This is a genomic window from Actinoplanes sp. NPDC049118 (assembly GCF_040648555.1).
Taxonomy (GTDB): Bacteria; Actinomycetota; Actinomycetes; order Mycobacteriales; family Micromonosporaceae; genus Actinoplanes.
Genome location: NZ_JBEZDY010000010.1, coordinates 39,375 through 57,174, shown reverse-complemented (window position 1 = coordinate 57,174; position 17,800 = coordinate 39,375). Strand labels below are relative to the sequence as shown.

General features: G+C 71.3%; 15 protein-coding genes. 4 read left to right on the top strand and 11 right to left on the bottom strand.

Annotated elements, in window-relative coordinates; translation table 11 throughout:
* Positions 1–5: 5 nt before the first annotated feature.
* The 5 genes from AB0B58_RS17230 to AB0B58_RS17210 all read right to left on the bottom strand — a co-directional run bounded on the left by AB0B58_RS17230 (position 6) and on the right by AB0B58_RS17210 (position 7,235).
* Complete coding sequence (locus AB0B58_RS17230) at positions 6–974, bottom strand: endonuclease/exonuclease/phosphatase family protein (RefSeq protein WP_360224335.1); 969 nt, start codon at positions 972–974, stop codon at positions 6–8.
* Positions 975–1,010: 36 nt separating this feature from the next.
* On the bottom strand, positions 1,011–2,195 hold the full coding sequence (locus tag AB0B58_RS17225; RefSeq protein ID WP_360224333.1) for a PQQ-binding-like beta-propeller repeat protein: 1,185 nt from the start codon (positions 2,193–2,195) through the stop codon (positions 1,011–1,013).
* A 108-nt stretch (positions 2,196–2,303) separates the two neighbouring features.
* Complete coding sequence (locus AB0B58_RS17220) at positions 2,304–3,086, bottom strand: SAM-dependent methyltransferase (RefSeq protein WP_360224786.1); 783 nt, start codon at positions 3,084–3,086, stop codon at positions 2,304–2,306.
* A 128-nt stretch (positions 3,087–3,214) separates the two neighbouring features.
* Positions 3,215–6,265, bottom strand: a complete 3,051-nt coding sequence (locus tag AB0B58_RS17215) for a discoidin domain-containing protein (RefSeq protein ID WP_360224331.1) — start codon at positions 6,263–6,265, stop codon at positions 3,215–3,217.
* A gap of 226 nt (positions 6,266–6,491) precedes the next feature.
* Entirely contained in the window at positions 6,492–7,235 is a 744-nt protein-coding gene (locus AB0B58_RS17210; RefSeq protein ID WP_360224329.1) for a class I SAM-dependent methyltransferase, read from the bottom strand.
* A 133-nt stretch (positions 7,236–7,368) separates the two neighbouring features.
* On the opposite strand from AB0B58_RS17210, the gene AB0B58_RS17205 reads away from it, so the two are divergent.
* On the top strand, positions 7,369–7,803 hold the full coding sequence (locus AB0B58_RS17205) for a CBS domain-containing protein (protein ID WP_360224327.1): 435 nt from the start codon (positions 7,369–7,371) through the stop codon (positions 7,801–7,803).
* Between the two features lie 355 nt (positions 7,804–8,158).
* On the opposite strand, the gene AB0B58_RS17200 is transcribed toward AB0B58_RS17205, so the two are convergent.
* From AB0B58_RS17200 to AB0B58_RS17190, 3 genes are all read right to left on the bottom strand, one after another.
* Complete coding sequence (locus tag AB0B58_RS17200) at positions 8,159–10,876, bottom strand: cation-transporting P-type ATPase (protein ID WP_360224325.1); 2,718 nt, start codon at positions 10,874–10,876, stop codon at positions 8,159–8,161.
* A 149-nt stretch (positions 10,877–11,025) separates the two neighbouring features.
* Complete coding sequence (locus AB0B58_RS17195) at positions 11,026–11,859, bottom strand: hypothetical protein (RefSeq protein ID WP_360224323.1); 834 nt, start codon at positions 11,857–11,859, stop codon at positions 11,026–11,028.
* Positions 11,860–11,870: 11 nt separating this feature from the next.
* Positions 11,871–12,365, bottom strand: a complete 495-nt coding sequence (locus AB0B58_RS17190) for a SigE family RNA polymerase sigma factor (RefSeq protein WP_360224321.1) — start codon at positions 12,363–12,365, stop codon at positions 11,871–11,873.
* A gap of 259 nt (positions 12,366–12,624) precedes the next feature.
* Here AB0B58_RS17190 and AB0B58_RS17185 point away from each other — a divergent pair, with 259 nt between their 5' ends.
* The 3 genes from AB0B58_RS17185 to AB0B58_RS17175 are packed head-to-tail and all read left to right on the top strand — an operon-like array spanning position 12,625 to position 15,465.
* Positions 12,625–12,849 (top strand): ferredoxin, encoded by a 225-nt coding sequence (locus AB0B58_RS17185; RefSeq protein ID WP_360224319.1) that lies wholly within the window; start codon positions 12,625–12,627, stop codon positions 12,847–12,849.
* A complete protein-coding gene (locus AB0B58_RS17180; RefSeq protein ID WP_360224317.1) occupies positions 12,846–14,237 on the top strand; it encodes an FAD/NAD(P)-binding oxidoreductase in 1,392 nt (463 codons plus the stop codon). Before AB0B58_RS17185 ends, AB0B58_RS17180 begins: the two co-directional genes overlap by 4 nt.
* Before the next feature lie 13 nt (positions 14,238–14,250).
* Positions 14,251–15,465: a cytochrome P450 gene (locus AB0B58_RS17175; protein ID WP_360224315.1), complete on the top strand. Its 1,215-nt coding sequence runs from the start codon at positions 14,251–14,253 to the stop codon at positions 15,463–15,465.
* On the opposite strand, the gene AB0B58_RS17170 is transcribed toward AB0B58_RS17175, so the two are convergent.
* The 3 genes from AB0B58_RS17170 to AB0B58_RS17160 are packed head-to-tail and all read right to left on the bottom strand — an operon-like array spanning position 15,427 to position 17,737.
* Positions 15,427–16,029, bottom strand: a complete 603-nt coding sequence (locus AB0B58_RS17170; RefSeq protein ID WP_360224313.1) for a hypothetical protein — start codon at positions 16,027–16,029, stop codon at positions 15,427–15,429. The genes AB0B58_RS17175 and AB0B58_RS17170 overlap by 39 nt on opposite strands.
* The gene (locus AB0B58_RS17165; protein WP_360224311.1) at positions 16,026–16,856 is read right to left on the bottom strand and encodes a carbohydrate ABC transporter permease; all 831 of its coding nucleotides are present in this window, start codon (positions 16,854–16,856) and stop codon (positions 16,026–16,028) included. Before AB0B58_RS17165 ends, AB0B58_RS17170 begins: the two co-directional genes overlap by 4 nt.
* Complete coding sequence (locus AB0B58_RS17160) at positions 16,856–17,737, bottom strand: sugar ABC transporter permease (RefSeq protein ID WP_360224784.1); 882 nt, start codon at positions 17,735–17,737, stop codon at positions 16,856–16,858. Before AB0B58_RS17160 ends, AB0B58_RS17165 begins: the two co-directional genes overlap by 1 nt.
* Between the last annotated feature and the right edge of the window lie 63 nt (positions 17,738–17,800).

The following is a 17,800-nucleotide window of genomic DNA, read 5'->3' as shown; positions in this document are numbered from 1 at the left end:
CGCCGTCACGGCCCGGGGTCCCGGAGCCTGATCCGCGCGGCGATGGGCAGGTGGTCGCTTCCGGTCGCGGGCAGCGCCCAGACCTCGGTGACCGTCGACGACCGGACCATGATCTGATCGATCCGCGCGACCGGCGAACCCGCAGGCCAGCTGAAGGCGAAGTCCGCCTCCGCCGTGGTCAGCAGCGAGCCGATCGGTTCGAGGCCCCGGTCGTGCACCGTGTTGTTCAGATCTCCCAGCAGGATCACCCGGCCGAGCGGCTCGGCGGCGATGTTCGCGGCGAGCAGGGCGGCGCTCTCGTCGCGCCGCGCGCAGTCGAACCCGGTGAGCCCGAGGCGCACCGAGGGCAGGTGTGCGACGTAGACGGCGACGTCGCCGTGCGGGGTACGCGCGGTGGCCCGCAGGCCGCGGTTCCAGCCGGCGCCGAGGTCCCGCGGCCTGATGTCCACCGGGCGCGCCTCGGCGAGCGGGTAGCGCGACCACAGGCCAACGGTGCCGTGCACGGTGTGGTGCGGATACTCCGGCGGGAACGCCGCGGCGTATTCGGGCAGCGCGGCGGGGGTCAGCTCCTCCAGGGCGACCAGGTCCGGCCGGACCTCGAGGAGTGCGCGCACCGTCGCCGCCGGGTCGGCGTTCTCGTCGCTGACGTTGTGCTGGACCGCGGTGACGTCGTAGGGCCGGTCCCGCTCCGGCAGCAGACAACGGCCGAAGAGGCCGGACCAGGCGAGCACGACCAGCAGCACGGCGGGCAGGCAGACGGCCGGCCGGCGCCACAGCGCCAGGCCGAGGAGCACCGGGATGCTCAGGCCGAGCCAGGGCAGGAACGTCTCCAGGAGGCTGCCCAGGTGCCCGGGCGTGTTCGGCACGGCGGCGTGGAACGCCAGCAGGCCGGCGACAACCACGGCGAACGCCGCGACGACGAGTCCGCGCCGCCGGCCGCCGCCGGTCCCGGCGCCCCGCGGTGAGGTTCGCACCCGGCGATGCTCGCAGCCTCGCGCAACCGCGACGGCTCAGGGTGCGTACACCCGAAGCTCCGTCCGGTCGGTGATGTAGAGCTTGCCGCCGGCGACGACCGGGTGGCTGTTCATCGGGGCGAGGCCGCTCGGGGCGGCGGCCCAGGAGCCGTCCTCCGGAGACAGGAACGCGAGCTGATCGCCGCTGCCGGCGAGGAGCAGGTCGGTCGCGCGGACCATCCGCTGGGTGCCGTCCAGGCCGCGCCACCACAGCAGCCTCCCCGTCGCCGGCTCCCAGGCGCTGACGACGGCGACGCCGGTGCCCGTGTGGAACTCCCCGCCGCCCAGGTAGAGGCGCCGGCCGTCGTCGCAGACGGGACCGCTCATCCCGGGTATCCGCCAGAGCGGCCGGCCCGAGGCAGCCTCCACCGAGCGCATCCCCCGCGCGTTGGTGAGGTAGAACCGGCTGCCGGTCGGGTCCGCCGCCTCGGCGGTGGTCTCGATGCCGGTGTGCCAGATCCGCCGTCCCGTGTCGGCGGAGACCGCCGTCCAGGTCCCGGCGGTCCGGTCGGCCATCAGCACCCGGCCGCGCGCCGACACCTGTCCGGCGAGGACGTCGTCGCGTTCCCACCGGCGAACGCCGTCGGAGGTACGGAAGGCGACCGAGCCGGCCCCGGGATCGGGCCCGGCGCCGTCGTAGGTCGATGCGACCACCGTGCCCGCGTCCACGACGAACGAGGAGATGCGCAGGTGCGTCGACGTCTTCCAGCGTACGGCCCCGGTCTTGACGTCCAGCGCGACAACCCGGGAACCCGCTGTGGACCGGGCGCCGCACCTCGCGCCGACGGCGATCAGCCGGTTGCCGGCCACCGCCATGCCCAGCGCGTCGAAGGAGGCCGAGCTGAAGCGCCAGAGCCGCTCGCCGGTCTTGGCGTCGTACGCCGTGATGCCGTTCGTGGCGTGGTCGAGGGCGAAGACGCGGCTGTTGGCGACCACGGGTGGCGTGCCGGCCCGGCCGCAGCGGTCGGCCTCGGGCCCCGAGTCGACGCGCCAGCGCAGCTTCAGGCCGGCGACGCTGCGGGCGGTGACGATCCGCTCGTGCGGGTTCCAGGTGTTGTTGCCCGGCCCGTGCCCGTCCTGGGCCCAGATCGACGAGGGCGACCCGGTGTCCGCCAGGGCGGAACCCGGGAGCGGCGTGCCGGCGACGGCGAGCGCCCCGGTGAGGACGATCTTGAGCAGCATGTCCTCATGGTCCGGCCTGCTCCGGCGGCGGCCGGTCAGGCGCGCGGATAAACGGACAAAACGGGCGCGATTCGCTGCGGAGCCGCGGCTCTCCGGGCCGGGTCCGGATCAGGCCGGTTTGCGACCGACGCCGGCGAACTCGGAGACCTTGTCGGTGATCCCGGGATGCCGCGGGTCGGGACGCCACGCCGAGCAGGTGACGACGCCCGGGTCGAGCAGCTCCAGGCCGTCGAAGAAGCCGGCGATCTCGTCGCGGCTGCGCGCGGTGATCGGCGCGGCGCCGCTCTCGTTCCACTGGCGCATCGACTGCTCCACCGCGGGACCGTTGACCTCAAGGGTCGGGTGCGAGATGACCAGGTAGCTGCCGGGCGGAACCGCCTCGACCAGGCGAGCGACCACCGCGTGCGCCGCGGCGTCGTCGACGATGAAGTTGACGATGCCGAGCAGCATGATCGTGATCGGCTCGGTGAAGTCGAGCGTCTTCGCCGCGTCCTGCAGGATCCTTTCGACGTCGTTGGCGTCGGCGTCGATGTAGTCGGTCGCGCCCTCCGAGGTGCTGGTCAGCAGGGCCCGGGCGTGCACGAGCACCATCGGGTCGTTGTCGACGTAGACGATCCGGCTGCCGGGCGCGACGGCCTGGGCGACCTCGTGCGTGTTGTTCGCCGTCGGCAGGCCCGTGCCGATGTCGAGGAACTGCCGGATGCCCGCCTCGCCGGCCAGGTGGCGCACCACCCGGCCGAGGAACTCCCGGTTCGCCCGGGCGGACTGCACGAGCTCGGGCATGAGGGCCAGTGCGTACTCGGCGGCCTCCCGGTCGGCGGCGAAGTTGTCCTTGCCGCCGAGCAGGTAGTTCCACAACCGAGCCGAGTGTGCGACCTCGGTGTTGAGCATGTCGTGCAGCTCGGCACCGGTAGCGGGCGTGTCCGTCACGGCTGTGTCCCCTCGAATCGCCGCAGGATCTATGTGGACGGAATCCTAGCCCCGCCCCGGGCGCGGCGGGAGTGCCCGGGGCGGCGGGATCATCTGCCCATTACGCCGACCTCCGCCGCGCTGGTCCAGGGCCGCCCGGCCACCTCCGACAGCGCCCGGAGCCGGACGTAGCGGGCGGTCCGCGCGCTGAAGCAGGCGTTCTGCTCGGCCACGTTGTTCAGCCAGGTGCCGGTCGCCGCCGGCGTGCCCCAGGTCGCGCCGTCGGTGGAGGTGTACACCTCGTAGCCGGCGATCCGGCCGTTGGGGCTGTTCTGCCGGGGCCGGTAGTAGACGCAGCTGACGCTGCCCGCGCGGCCCAGGTCGAGCTGGATCTCGTGCGGATGCGGTGGCGCGGCGGCCTGCCACTGGGTGTGCCAGTACGTGGCCGTGTTGCCGTCCAGCACGTTGACCGCCCGGCCGTCCTCGCCGACGGTCTCCTGGCTGTCGGCCGAGCGGACCTTCATCGTCACCCGCGGCACCCGCTGCGCGACGGCCACGTTGAGCTCGGCCGCCGTCGTCCAGGCCCGGCCCGCCACCTCCGAGAGCGCCCGGAGCCGCAGGTAGCGGCCGGTCTTGCCGGCGAAGGTGACCGTCTGCTCGGCGGTGCTGTTCGGCCAGGTGCCGGTGGCTACGGGTGTGCCCCAGGCGGTGCCGTCGGTGGAGACGGACACCTCGTAGCGGGCGATGCGGCCGTTTGTCGAGTTCTGCCGGGGCAGATAGGACAGGCCGGTCACGCTGTACGTCGCGCCGAGATCCAGGGTGACCTGGTGCGGATGCTTGGGATCGGCGGCCACCCACTGGGTGTGCCAGTGGGTGGCCGGATTGCCGTCGAGCGCGTTCGTGGCGGGGCCGGTGGTCTCCTGGCTGTCGACGGACCGCACCCGCAGCTGCGACTGCGGCAGCCGCTGCCGTACGAAGGTCGCCGTGTAGGTCTTCGGCGTCGTCGGCGCGACGACGACGTGGGTCTGCGCGCCCGCGTCGGACCAGGCGGCGTAGACGTACGCGGTACCGCCGTCGGACTGCGGGGTGACGGCGCTGACCGTGTTCTCCGAGCCCTGGATGACCGTGCGGGTGAACGGGGTGGTCTGCTCGGTGCTGCCCACCGCCAGCCGCAGCCCGGGCGGGTTGCTGTGGAACGTCAGGTCGACCGTGCGCGGGTCGATGCGCCGGGTGCTCGTCGCCGACAGCCCGCCGGAGTCGGTCGCGGTCAGCACAAGCTCCAGGTACGACGGATACTCGTGGTCCGGCGCCGGGAACGACGCCCCGGAGACCCCGTTCCACTCCTGCACGGTGTGGATGTGGCAGTTGTCCAGCGTGAAGCAGTGGTACTGCAGCAGCCGCCACCGCAGGGCGGACGCGGGCAGGGCGCCCAGCTCGGGGTCGGTGGCGTGCCCGGCGAAGGTGATCGTGTCGCCGACGGCGAAGGTCGAGCCGGCCGCCGGCGCGTCGACGAAGGCCTCCGGCGGCGTGTTGCCGGCCCGGATCTCGACGGTCTGCGCGTCGGCGACGTCGAGGGTGTCCACCACCCGCAGCCGCGCCGTGTACGGCCCGCCGGGCGGATACGTGTAGGTCGCGGTCGGCGTCCGCGCGTCGACGGTGCCGTCGTCGGTGAAGTCCCACTCGTAGCGGAGCAGGCCCTCGTCGGCCGGGTCCGGGTCGGTCGAGGAGGTCGCGTCGAAGGAGACGGTCAGCGGCCCGGGCCCGGTGGTCGGCGACGCGACGAGGACCGCGTTCGGCGGCTGGTTACCGGCGAAGTAACGGATCCTGCGCACGGAGCCGCCCGCGTCGGCGTAGTACAGGTCGCCGCCCGGCCCGATCGCCAGGTCGACCGGGTTCGCCGCCGCCGCGACGAAGGTCACCCGGTTCGCCGCGACCGGCACCCCACCGGGCGCGGCCGGCTGCATCGCCCAGATGCAGTCGCGGGTGTAGTCGGCGAAGAACACCGCACCGGCGTACGCGGCCGGATAGTCGCCGCCCGCGGCCGGGAGGAACGCCACGCCGGAGGTGCTGGAGCCGCCGGTCGGGCAGGCCTCCCCGGCGACCACCTTCTCGGTGTGCTGGTACGCGTAGTGCGGCGACGCCTGCCCGCCCGCGGTGTACAGGCCCTCGCACAGGTTGACGTTGGCGCCGTCGTACCCGGCCTGCCGGGCGGTTCCCTCGAAGCACGGCCAGCCGAAGTTGGTGACCGCCGCGGTCGGGCTGGTCAGGCGGTTGATCTCCTCCCAGGTGTTCCAGCCGACGTCGCCGAGCCACACCTCGCTCGTGCCGGGCCGCATCGCGAACCGGTACGGGTTGCGCAGGCCGTGCGCGACGATCCGCCGGGTGTTGGGGTCCGCCGACGCGCCGGCCGGGTTGCCGGCCGCGGCCTCCCCGGTGAGCGGGTCGAGGCGCAGGATCGTGCCGTCGAGCCCGGCCGGGTCGGCCGGCGTGCGGACGTCCTGTGAGCGCAGCGCCCCGCCCTCGGCGGTGGGCGGCGCCATCGTGCCGCCGGGCGGGTCGGCGCACGGGTTGAGCGGCGTGCCGAGCTGCCCGTAGTCGACGGCATTGAAGCTGGCGCCGTCGCCGGCGCTGACGTAGAGCATGCCGTCCGCGCCGAAGTGCAGGTCGCCGATCGAGTGCGAGGAGAACTGCTGGCACCAGTCGTGCAGGAGCACCTGTTCGGTTCCGGTCATGACGTCGCCGGCCGCCTGCAGGCGGGACAGCCGCCCGGTGACGATGCACCGGCCACCGTTGGCGCCGCCGATCGCGCTGCAGTTGTCGTTCCACACCGGCGCCGTCTGGCCCGGCGGGGCGTCGTAGGTATAGAGCACATAAATGTACGGTTGGGCGGGAAAATCGGGATGTAGAGCGAGTCCGAGAAAACCCCGGTCGTTCTGATTGTGCACGTTGACCGAAAGGTCGGCGAAGAGGGTCGGTGTCGGATCCGCGATCGAATCGAAGACCTTGATCCGGCCCGCCTTCTCGGCAACGAAGATGCGGCCGTCCGGCGCGAACTCGATGTTCATCGGCTGGTCAAGGCCGGTCAGGACGGTCTGTTCGCGAAAGCCCGCCGGCAACACGGCGGCGGACGCCGGCGCCGACGATCCGATAACGGCCGTCATGGTGGCAATCAGTGCGGCCGCTAGGAATGCGGACATCGTGCGCCGATATGACATGGTCACCCTCCCCATCAAGGCGATGTCATTGGCGCGAATGACAACACGTCCAGAATGGATGCGGGGGACCGCGCGGATAGAGGCTCGTTTATCGCCCCTTCCGACTCTTGTGATCAAACAGGAAGGAATCAGAAAGGAATCGGAGATGCACCGGACCGGGCCGGCCCGGCGTTCAGGTGCGGCGCAGTACCAGCGTCACGAAGCCCAGCACGTTCCGGTACCCGCGCAGCCACTGGTCGCGGTGCTCGCGGGCGAGGGCGAGCGCACCTGGTGCGTCGGGGTGGCCGGGATTGTCCAGCGCCCACTCGGTGAGGGACCCCGTCCAGGACCACTCGTAGTTGTCCCACTCGGCGATGTCGCTGACGTGCGCGTACACCGGAGCCCAGCCCGCACGCTCGGCGACGTCGACCAGGGTGGCCAGGTCGGTGAGGTCCGCCGGCGCCGCCTGGAGCCCCGCCAGCGCCTCGGCGGTCGGCGGCACCTGCCAGAAACCCTCGCCGACCATCAGGATGCCGTCGGGCTTGACGTGCCGCCCGGCCGAGTCCAGCGTCTCGGCGAACCCGCCGAACGCGTGCGTCGACCCGACGCAGAGCACCAGGTCGTAGTCGCCGTCGGCCACGTACCCGCGCGCGTCGCGTTCGTGCAGCGTCAGCCGGTCGGCGAGGCCGCGCTCGGCGGCGGTGGCCTGCGCGCGTTCGAGGCCGTGCCGGCTGATGTCGACGCCGTCCGCGTGGCCGTCGGGGTAGTGGGCCAGGGCCTGCAGCGCCCACGCCGCCTCTCCGCAGCCGAGGTCGAGAATGCGCGCCGCCGGCTGCCGGCCGGCCCGGCGCAGGAGCCGGTTGACGTTGACACCGAAGACCGGGGCCGCGATCGGGTGGTGCGAGTGCGCGATGCTGCTGAGCCGTTGACGATCCACCGGCCGAGTCAACACGAAAACGTCAGACGTCGCCGACCCGCCCCCGACCCAAAAGTGGATGATGAAGCGCTTACAGCCGCGTAAGCGGGCCGTCGCACCCTAGGCTGTTAGGGACCAGGCCTGGGGAGGAATCATGCGTATCAGTGACGTTCTTCGTGTCAAGGGCGGACAGGTCGTGACGGTGCCGCCGGAGACGCTGGTCGAGGCGCTGCTGTCGGTGCTGGCCGAGCACCGGATCGGCGCCATCGTGGTATCCCGGGACGGGTCCTCGGTCGACGGCATCGTCAGCGAGCGCGACATCGTCCGGGCGCTCGCGGCCCGCGGTGCCGCCGTGCTGGCTGAGCCGGTCTCGGCCATTCACACCGCCGAGGTGCAGTCGGTCGCGCCCGAGGCCGCGCTGGAGGATGTGGAGCGGCTGATGACCGAGCGGCGGTTCCGGCACGTGCCGGTCCTCGTGGACGGCACGCTGCGCGGCATCGTCAGCATCGGCGACGTCGTGAAGGAGCGGATCGGGGAGCTGGAGACCGAGCGCTCGGAACTGGCCGGCTACATCACCGGCGAGCGGTAGCCCGCGGGGAGCCGTGAGCCTGCGGCGAAACGCACGCACGGTCCCGGTAGCGTCTCCCGCCGCCGGGACCGTCCGTTCCACCACCTGGTGCCCCGGCGCCGCGGGGTTGGCTCGGTTATCTAGGGGCATGGGTGCCAGTGTTGCCTGACAGCTCTACGGTCGGTCGCCGACGGTAGGAGTGACGGATTCCAGTTGGAGTTGGCCGATGGCGTCGAGGCCGAGGAGAATCCACGTCGACCACGTCCTCCTCGCAAAGGCGAATAGCTTGCGGAAGCACTGGTCGACGCCGAAGGCGGCGAGTTGTGGGACGTGAGGGGCAGTTCGTCGAGGGGTTTCATCCCGTCCTCGACGTCGCCTATCTGCGGATCGCCTTCCTGATTTCGGAGGCGACGACGACGGATGCGGCGACGCAGGCGCACGCCAGCCACTGCCGGATGTTGAGATTCGTCATGTCCAGGAGCTTCTGCAGCGGCCCGAACGCCGTGGACAGGATCAGCGTCAGCACCGTGGCGACGGTGGCGATGTTGAGTTTCCGGTCGGTGAAGGTGTCCAGGCTGAACACCGTCCGGCGCTCGTCCTTGACGGCGAGCGAGAAGAACAGCGCGAAGAGCGAGAACGTCACGACGCCCATGGTGTGTGCGACGTCCGCGGGGTAGGAGCGTTGTTCGGCCCACTCGATGACGCCGAGCGTACCGATTCCGATGATGACTCCGATGGTCACCAGCCAGGCCATCCTCGCCCGGTCGAGGATCGGCTGGTCCGGCCGGCGGGGTCTGCGGTCCATCAGCCGCGCGGCCGGGTTGCCGTAGCCGAGCCCGATCGCCTGGAACAGCAGCGTGGTGAAGTTGATCCACAGTGTCTGCAGCGGGAGGAAGGGCACGCCGCCGGTGATGTTGAAGATGCCGGCGCCCAGGAATGACGTGATGAAGCCGAACAGGCAGCCCATCTGGAAGCGTACGTACTTGGTGAGGTTGTCGTAGAGGCCGCGGCCGATCTCGACGGCCTTGACGATTGTCGAGAAGTTGTCGTCGGTGAGGACCATCACCGCGGCTTCCTTGGTCACCTCCGTGCCGGTGATGCCCATGGCGATGCCGATGTCGGCCCGCTTCAGCGCCGGCGCGTCGTTCACGCCGTCGCCGGTCATGGCCACGATGTCGCCGTTGCGCTTCAGGATGTCCACCAGCCGGACCTTGTGTTCCGGGGTCACCCGGGCGATCACGCCGACCTCGTCGATGGCGTGCAGCGCCTCGTCGTCGGTCATGGCCTCGAACTCGGCGCCGGTGATCACCCGGCCGTCGATGCCGAGCTGGTTCGCGATGGCGCCGGCGGTGACCGCGTGGTCGCCGGTGATCATGCGTACCCGGATGCCGGCGGACTTGGCCGTGGCGATGGCCGCCTTGGCTACGGGCCGGGGCGGGTCCACGATTCCGACGAGGGCCAGCAGTTGCAGGTCGTCGACGAGGGTGAGCAGGTCGGCGTCCGGATCGAAGGTGGCCGGGTCGAAGTCGCGCCGGGCGGTGGCCAGGACGCGCAGGCCCTGCTCGCCGAGGCTCTGGTTCTCGGCCAGGTAGCGGCGCCGGAAGTCGCCGTCGGCCGGTACCGGCCCCGCGTCGGCGTCGAACACGGTGGTGGACCGTGCCAGCAGCTGGTCCGGCGCCCCTTTGACGTAGCAGCGGATGACGGCGCGACCCGCGTCGTCGGTCATCCGGTGGAACGTCGCCATCAGCTTGTACGCGGCGTCGAAGGGCAGCTCGGCGATGCGCGGGTACGCCTGCCGGGTCGACACGGCGTCGACGCCGCCCTTGGCCGCGAGCGTGACGAGGGCGCCCTCGGTCGGGTCGCCGATCAGCTCGCCGTCGGTCACCACCGCGTCGGAGGCCAGCACCATCGGCAGCAGGAACTGGTCGACCGCGACGATCGGCTCGCCGGCGACGCGGGTGATGTGCCCCTCGGACGAGTAGCCCTTGCCCTCGACGGCGTACCGGCGGCCGAGCACGGTCATGCGTACCGCGGTCATCTGGTTCAGGGTCAGCGTTCCGGTCTTGTCCGAGTTGATCGCGGAGGTGGAGCCGAGGGTCTCCGTCGACTGTAGCCGCTTCATGATCGCGCCGGCGCGGGCGAGCGCCTGGGTTCCGTACGCGAGGATCGCCGTGACGACCGCCGGCAGATTCTCCGGGATCGCGCCGACGGCGAACGCGACCGCGGCGGTGAAGACCACGGAGAAGGTGTCGCCGCGGGCCAGGTTCAGCGTCATGGAGATGGCCAGGGCCACGCCGGCGATCACGAGAATCTGGTTGGTGAGCCGGTCGAGCTGGCGGGTCAGCGGCGTCTTGACCGCCGTTGCGCCCTGCAGCATGCCGGAGATGTGGCCGACCTCGGTGGACATGCCGGTCGCGGTCACGACGAACACGCCGGAGCCGCGGGTGACGTTGGTGTTCATGTACACCATGTCGGTCCGGTCGCCGAGGGGTGTGTCGCCGCCGCGGACCGGCTCGGTGCCCTTCGCGACGGGCAGGCTCTCGCCGGTGAGCGCGGACTCCGCGACCTCCAGCGTCGCGGCCCGCAGCAGCCGGCCGTCGGCGGGGACGATGTCGCCGGCCTCGAGGGAGACGACGTCGCCGGGTACCAGGCATTCGGCCGGCACCTCGGCCAGCGCGCCGTCGCGGACGACCCGCGCCTTGACGATCATCATCTTCTCGAGCGCCGCGACCGCCGCGGCGGCCTTGCCTTCCTGGCGCAGCCCGAGTACCGCGTTGAAGAGGGTGAGCAGGACCAGCATGATGCCGGTCTCCAGCTCCTTGAGCGGGTACAGGCTGACGATTCCCGCGATCAGCAGGACGATCTGCATCAGGTCGGCGTACTGGCGCGCGAACGCGTGCCAGCGTGACTCCACCTTGCCCGCGACGAACCGGTTCTGGCCGTAGCGGGCGGTTCGCCGCTCGACCTCGGCCGAGTCGAGGCCGCGGTGTTCGTCGACGTTCTCCGCCTGCAGGACGAGCTCAGCGCTGAGGGTGTGCCAGTCGGGTTCCTCAGGCGCCAGCGTGGCGGTCGGCCCCGATGCGCTGGTCATCATGTTCCCCCGCCTTACCGGTGGCGTCGCCGCAGCGGGCGAAGGAGATCTCGATGTGCTCTCGATCGGGTTGAAGTCTAGTTTTCCGGGGGACGACCGGTCGTGGAGATCGAGAGAAGTCACGGTCCCGGTGACTCCGGGACCGTGCGCTCCTATTCGAGGTGGAAGCGGGGGTCGGCGGCCAGGGCGGCCAGTTGCGGGACGGTCAGCGGCAGCTCGGCGAGCGGCTTCATCCCGCTGTCGGCGTTCGTGGCGGTGCGGGCCTGCGCCACGAAGACCACGATTCCGTCCGGGTACCGGTAGGCCGCCCACTGGTCCAGCCGGCTGTCGCTGCCGGGAGCGACCACCACCCCGATCCTCGCCGCTCCGACCTTGGTCTCCTCGCAGGTCCCGCCCATGCCCCAGAACTGGCGGGCGAGCGCGCACGGCTCCTTGGCGAGGGTGTTGTCCGCGGTGTGCACCTCCACCAGCAGCCGCCCGGTGCCCTTGTCCCTGGCCACGGCGGCGGAGGCCAGGTAGCCCCAGGATCCGTCGCCCTCGACCGCGGCCTGGTGATCGCGCAGCGGTATACCGTCCCCGGCGTCGCCGGTGGGCGTGGTGTAGCCGTCCGGCACCACCGCCAGGATACCGTCGAGCACGCGCCTGCCCTGCTCGTAGCGCTCACCGGAGCGGGCGGTCGCGTCCTCCTGCGGCTTGCCGTCGCCGTCGATCGGCCACGACGGCTTGGTGTCGGCGGGCGCGGGGATCGTCGGTGTCGGGCCGGGGCCCGCCCACGGGGAGCCGCCGGGCACCAGCCGCAGCCCGGGACCGGCGGCCGCGACGCCCAGGGCGACCAGGACCGTGGCGGCCCCGGCGCCGGCGAGCGTCATCCGCCGCCGCACGGCCCGGCGGCCCGCGGTGACCGCCGCCGCCGAGTCCATCGGTGGCGGCTCCGGCGTGATCACCAGCGTGCTGCGCATGGCTTCGCGCAGGTCGTTCTCGTTCACGGTGCCTCTCCTCATTCGGCGTTGACGGGTGGGGGCACCAGCGAGCGCAGCGCGTTCAGCCCGCGCGCCGCCTGGCTCTTGACGGTGCCGGCCGAGCAGTTCAGGGCCCTCGCGGCCTCCTCGACGGACATGTCCTCCCAGTAGCGCAGGACCAGCACCGCCCGCTGCCGCGGCGGCACCTCGGCCAGCGCCCGCATGAGCACCAGCCGGTCGTCGGTGTGCGCCTGGGCCGCCGGAAGGTCGACCGGGGTGTCCTGCGGGTGCTCCCGCCGCCGCCAGCCCCGCCGCCCGTCGTCGATGAAGGTGCGGATCAGCACCCTGCGGACGTACGGGTCGAGCGCCTCGTGCCGTGCCACCCGGTTCCAGTGCACGTAGAGCTTGGTGAACGCGGCCTGAACCAGGTCCTCGGCCCGGTGCCAGTCCCCGCAGAGCAGGAACGCCGTGCCGCGCATGGCCCCCGACCTGGCCGCGAAGTACTCGGCGAACGCCGAGTCACGATCGCTCATCCTCACCCCAATCCGTGCAGTCCCGGTAATCACGAGCCCGGCCGCCGAGAGGTTGCACCACCCGGCGGGGAATTCTCCCGCGCGGGTTCGGCTGATGCCGTTCCGGCCCGCGCACCGCCGGCTGGGGGATAGGCTTCTTTACTTGCGGAGATCTCGGTGCGCGACCGCGCCGGATGCTCACCCGCCGAATTCATGGTCAGGAACATCCGTTCGCGGTGTGCAGATCCCGCGGTTTCGCAGTCCTGAGACGGAGGCCGGGATGAGGGTTGTCGTAGATCTTGCCCGATGCCAGGGGTACGCGCAGTGCGCGTTCCTGGCCCCGGACACGTTCCGGATGCACGGTGAGGAAGCGCTGATGTACGACCCGAACCCGGACGACGCCCAGCGGGAGCAGGTGCTGCGTGCTGCGGCGGCCTGCCCGCTGCAGGCGATCCTCGTCGAACGGCTGGAGGGCCGGGACCTGGCGGTGGAGGCGACGCGGTGAGGGCCAGCAGGGTCGAGGTCCTGGAGGCCTTCAAGCGCGACGGCCGCATCGTCATCGTCGGCGCCTCACTGGCCGGGCTGCGGGCCGCCGAGGCCCTGCGCGACGAGGGCTTCACCGGGTCGTTGACGATGGTCGGCGACGAGGTGGGCGAGCCCTACGATCGTCCCCCGCTGTCCAAGCAGGTGCTGACCGGATGGGTGCCGGCCGGGGGAACCACGCTGCCCCGGCGTCGTGACGTCGACGCGCAGTGGCTGTTGGGCGTGCCCGCGTCGGGGCTGGACATCGCCGGCAATCTGGTGCGGCTCGCGGACGGCCGGGAGGTTCCCTACGACCGGGTCCTGATCTCTACCGGTGTGCGGGCCCGGCCCTGGCCCGTCGAGGCCGAAGCGGCCCTGGGCGGGGTGTTCGTGGTGCGCACGCGGGAGGACGCCGACGGCCTGCAGCAGGCGCTCGCCGCCGGGCCCGGCCGGGTCCTGGTCATCGGCGCGGGCTTCACCGGCTCGGAGATCGCCTCCATCTGCCGCGAGCGCGACATCCCGGTGACCGTCGCCGAGCTCGGGCCGGCCCCGCTCGTCGGAGCACTCGGCGCCATGGTCGGTGAGATCGCGGCGGAACTGCAGCGTGCACACGGCGTCGACCTGCGCTGCGGAGTGAAGGTCACCCGGCTCGAAGGCGACGAGCAGGGGCGGTTCCGCCGCGCGCACTTCTCCGACGGCAGCACCGTCGACGCCGACGTGGCGGTGGTCGCGCTCGGCGGCATCCGCAACACCGAATGGCTACGCGACTCCGGACTGGCCATCGGCCCGTGGGGCATCGCCTGTGACTCGGGCTGCCGCGCCATAGACCTCAACGGCCTGGTCACCGACGACGTGTTCGTCGCCGGGGACGTGGCACGCTGCCCGCACCCGGTCTACGAATACCGGTACATCTCGCTGGAGCACTGGGCCAACGCCGTGGAGCAGGCCAGGATCGCGGCACACAACATGGTCAGCCTCCAGGCGGACCGCTGGCCACACCTGACCCTGCCGACGTTCTGGTCGACCCAGTTCGGCGTCAACATCAAGTCCGTCGGGGTGCCGACCTTCGCCGACGAGGTCGTCGTCGCACAGGGATCGGTGTCGGAGCACCGCTTCGTCGCCGCGTACGGCTACAACGGCCGCGTCACCGCCGCGGTCAGCTTCAACAACGCCAAGTGGCTTGACCACTACTACAACCTGATCGATGCGGCGGCACCCTTCCCGCCGTCGTGCCCCACCCCCGACCAGCCGGTCGACGCGAAGCCGGTACCGGTCGATTTCCCTGGACCGTTGCTGCTCGCTCAGGGCGCCACGGTGGTCGTCACCAACCACGACCCGAGCGAACGTCGCGTCACGGCCGTGCGGCTGTAGAGAGGAGACCAGCATGACCATGACCGAGGCGCCCGACACCATGCGCCGGATCCTCGACTACTCCGCCCGGGCCGATCCGTACCCGTACTATGCCGAGCTGCGCAGGACCCCGGTGTCCCTGCAGGAGGACGGCAGCTATGTGATCAGCACCTATCGCGAGCTCGCCGACATACTGCACAACCCGCACCTGAGCTCCGACGCGCGCAACCTGTCCCGGCCGATGCCCGCGGCCGAGGGACGCGAGACGCCGTCGTTCCTCCAACTCGACCCGCCCGAACACGACCGCCTGCGGCGCCTGGCCATGCGCCACTTCGGGCCCCCGCACACCCCGGGGCTGGTCGACGGCATGCGACCCGAGCTGTCCGCCGTCGTCGGCGGCCTCATCGACGACTTCGCGGGTAGGTCCCGGATAGACATCGTCGACGACTTCGCGTACCCGTTCCCCGTTGCCGTGATCTGCCGACTGCTCGGCGTCCCGCCCGAGGACGAGCCGCGATTCCACCACTGGGTCAACGCCATCATCGACTCGCTCGACTACAACGCCGAGACCGACCCGCCGGAGAAGCTGAGCAACGGAATGCAGGCCGGCAAGGATCTCGAGGAGTACCTCGGCGGGCTGGTGGAACAGCGCCACAGCCGGCCCGGTGACGACCTGCTGTCCCGGCTGGCCACCGACGACGGGCCCGACGGGCGGATGACCGACGATGAGATCAACAGCACCGCCCGCCTGCTGCTCATCGCCGGCCACGAGACCACCGTCAACCTCATCGCCAACGGCATGCTGACCCTGCTGCGCCACCCGCAGACACTGCAGCGGCTGCGCGATGAGCCGGACCTGATCGTGCCGCTGGTCGAGGAGCTGCTGCGCTACGAGCCGCCCGTGCACATGGTTCCCTGGCGCGCGGCGTACAGCGACATCACCGTCGCCGACACCGTCATCCCCAAGGGCTCCCAGGTCATTCTGATGCTCGCCTCCGGCAGCCGCGACCCCGAGCGCTTCCACGAACCCGACCGCTTCGACCCCGATCGCCGGGACAACCAGCATCTCGGGTTCGGCAGCGGCATCCACCTGTGCTTCGGCGGCCCACTGGCCCGGCTGGAGGCCCAGATCGCCTTGAGCGAGCTGGTGCGCCGCCTGGACCGGCCCCGGCTGGTCAGCGACCCGCCGCCGTACCGGCGCAGCCCCGTCCTACGAGGACCGATCCATCTGCACATCGAACAGGGCTGACGATCTCGGCGCGAACCGGCGGGCGACCACGTGCAGCGCGAACAGGGCGTAGCCAGCCAGCACCGGCACCAGGACGGGATGCACCAGGACGGCGAGGAGGCCGGCGAGCACGAGCACCCCGGCGGCCGCCGGCAGGGCCCGGGCCAGCGGCACGCCCCGGGCGGCGGTTCGCCACGGCCGGTCCGGGTGGGCGCCGATCGCCACGAGCGTCAGCCCCGCGTACCCGGCGGCGGCCGCGGCCAGCACGGCCGTGAGCACGAGCAGCGGCGTCCCGCCGGGCACCGCGCCGCCGCGTACGGCCAGGAGATCGACGATGACCAGCGCGACCGCCGCCGCGCAGGCCGGGCCGGCGAGCAGGCCGGGCACGAGGGCGCGGCGGAAGACGGCCCAGCTCAGGCGCGCCGGCGGCCACCGGTCGTGCTCGAGGTGGTGGTGCACCGCGGCGCTGCCGGCGGCGATTGCGGCGCCCGCGGTGACCAGCGGGAGCACCGCGACCGCCACGACCAGGCCGAGCAGCGCCAGGTCGGTCGCGACCCGCACGGTGTCGCGCCAGTCCCGCCTCATCCCTTGAGCCCGCTCGTGTTGATGCCCTCGACGAGCATGCGCTGGAACGCCACGAAGAACATGAACACCGGGACCAGCGACAGCAGCGACATCGCGAACATCGGGCCGACCGAGCTCTCGCTGGTCGAGTCGATGAACAGCGTCAGCGCCACCGGCGCCGTGTAGTCCTGCAGCTCGGACAGGTAGACCAGCTGCCGGAAGAAGTCGTTCCAGGTCCAGATGAACGAGAAGATCGCCGTCGTCACCAGGGCCGGGCGGCTCAGCGGCAGGATGACGTGCTTGAAGATCGAGTACGGCGAGGCGCCGTCGATCTTCGCGGCTTCGTCCAGTTCGCGGGGGATGCCCCGCATGAACTGCACGATGAGGAACACGAAGAACGCCTCGGTGGCCAGGAACTGCGGCACCAGCAGCGGCAGGTACGGCCAGTCGCCGCCGACCCAGCCGAGCGTCCGGAACAGGATGTACTGCGGGATGATCAGCACATGCCCGGGCAGCAGCAGGGTGGCGATCATGATGGCGAACCAGAACCTGCGGCCGCGGAACCTCAGCCGGCCGAAGGCGTACGCGGCCAGCAGGCAGGACGCCGTGTTGCCCACCACGGTCAGCGCGGAGACCATCGCGCTGTTCATGAAGAAGCGGCCGAAGCCGACGTCGAACTTCTGCCAGCCCGCGGCGAAGTTGCCCGGGGTGAACTCGCGCGGGAACAGCCCGATGTTGCTGGCGATCTCCTGCGGCGACTTGAACGAGGTGCCCACCATCCAGAGCAGCGGGTAGAGCACGACCGCCAGGATGGCGATCAGGATGAGCAGGCGCAGCCGGCTACGCATCAGCGGTCCTCGCCGTCGGAGTAGTGGACCCAGAACCGGCCGGTGCGGAACAGCACCACCGTGATCAGGCCGATGGCGAGCAGGAACACCCAGGCCATCGCCGAGGCGTAGCCCATGTCCAGCTCGACGAAGCCCTTGATGTAGAGGTCGAGGGTGTACATCAGGGTCGAGTCGACGGGCCCGCCGGTGCCGTTGCTGAGGACGAAGGCGGACGTGAAGCCCTGGAAGCCGTTGATCGTCTCCAGCACCAGGTTGAAGAAGATCACGGGGGAGAGCATGGGCAGGGTCACGTTGCGGAACTGTCGCCAGGCACCGGCGCCGTCGACCGCGGCGGCCTCGTACAGCTCCGTCGGCACCTGTTTGAGGCCGGCCAGGAAGATCACCATGGGGGCGCCGAACTGCCAGATGGCCAGCAGCATCAGGGTCTCCAGGGCCCAGGCCGGGTCGTTGACCCAGGGCGCGCCCTCGATGCCGAACAGGCCGAGGAAGGAGTTGAACGCGCCGTCGCGGTTGAACATGTTCACCCAGACGATGGCCAGCGCCACGCTGCCGCCGAGCAGCGACGGCAGGTAGAACAGGCCCCGGAACACGCCGATGCCCCGGATGCCCCGATTCAGCAGCATCGCCACCCCGAGCGCGGCGGCCAGCTTCAGCGGTACGGCGACGAACGCGAAGGTGCAGGTGACGGCGACCGCGTGCCAGTAGGACGGGTCGGCGGTGAACATCCGCTCGTAGTTGGCCCAGCCCACCCAGTTCGCCTCGGACAGCGGGGTGAGCACGTCGTAGTCGGTGAAGCTGAGGTAGAGCGAGAGCAGCATCGGGATCGCCGTGATCGCGAACAGTCCGAGCAGCCAGGGCGACAGGAACACGTACCCCGGCAGGTTCTCGCTGTGTCTTCGCCCGCGCGGGCCCTGCCGTTCGGCAGGGCCCGGTGGGACGGTTCG

What these genes read in the sequence shown, in the direction of transcription:
- AB0B58_RS17225 (WP_360224333.1), bottom strand. Translation starts at nt 2,195, where the DNA reads ATGCTGCTCAAGATCGTCCTCACCGGGGCGCTCGCCGTCGCCGGCACG.
- AB0B58_RS17220 (WP_360224786.1), bottom strand. Translation starts at nt 3,086, where the DNA reads ATGCTCAACACCGAGGTCGCACACTCGGCTCGGTTGTGGAACTACCTG.
- AB0B58_RS17215 (WP_360224331.1), bottom strand. Translation starts at nt 6,265, where the DNA reads ATGACGGCCGTTATCGGATCGTCGGCGCCGGCGTCCGCCGCCGTGTTG.
- AB0B58_RS17205 (WP_360224327.1), top strand. Translation starts at nt 7,369, where the DNA reads ATGCGTATCAGTGACGTTCTTCGTGTCAAGGGCGGACAGGTCGTGACG.
- AB0B58_RS17200 (WP_360224325.1), bottom strand. Translation starts at nt 10,876, where the DNA reads ATGATGACCAGCGCATCGGGGCCGACCGCCACGCTGGCGCCTGAGGAA.
- AB0B58_RS17190 (WP_360224321.1), bottom strand. Translation starts at nt 12,365, where the DNA reads ATGAGCGATCGTGACTCGGCGTTCGCCGAGTACTTCGCGGCCAGGTCG.
- AB0B58_RS17185 (WP_360224319.1), top strand. Translation starts at nt 12,625, where the DNA reads ATGAGGGTTGTCGTAGATCTTGCCCGATGCCAGGGGTACGCGCAGTGC.
- AB0B58_RS17175 (WP_360224315.1), top strand. Translation starts at nt 14,251, where the DNA reads ATGACCATGACCGAGGCGCCCGACACCATGCGCCGGATCCTCGACTAC.
- AB0B58_RS17170 (WP_360224313.1), bottom strand. Translation starts at nt 16,029, where the DNA reads ATGAGGCGGGACTGGCGCGACACCGTGCGGGTCGCGACCGACCTGGCG.
- AB0B58_RS17165 (WP_360224311.1), bottom strand. Translation starts at nt 16,856, where the DNA reads ATGCGTAGCCGGCTGCGCCTGCTCATCCTGATCGCCATCCTGGCGGTC.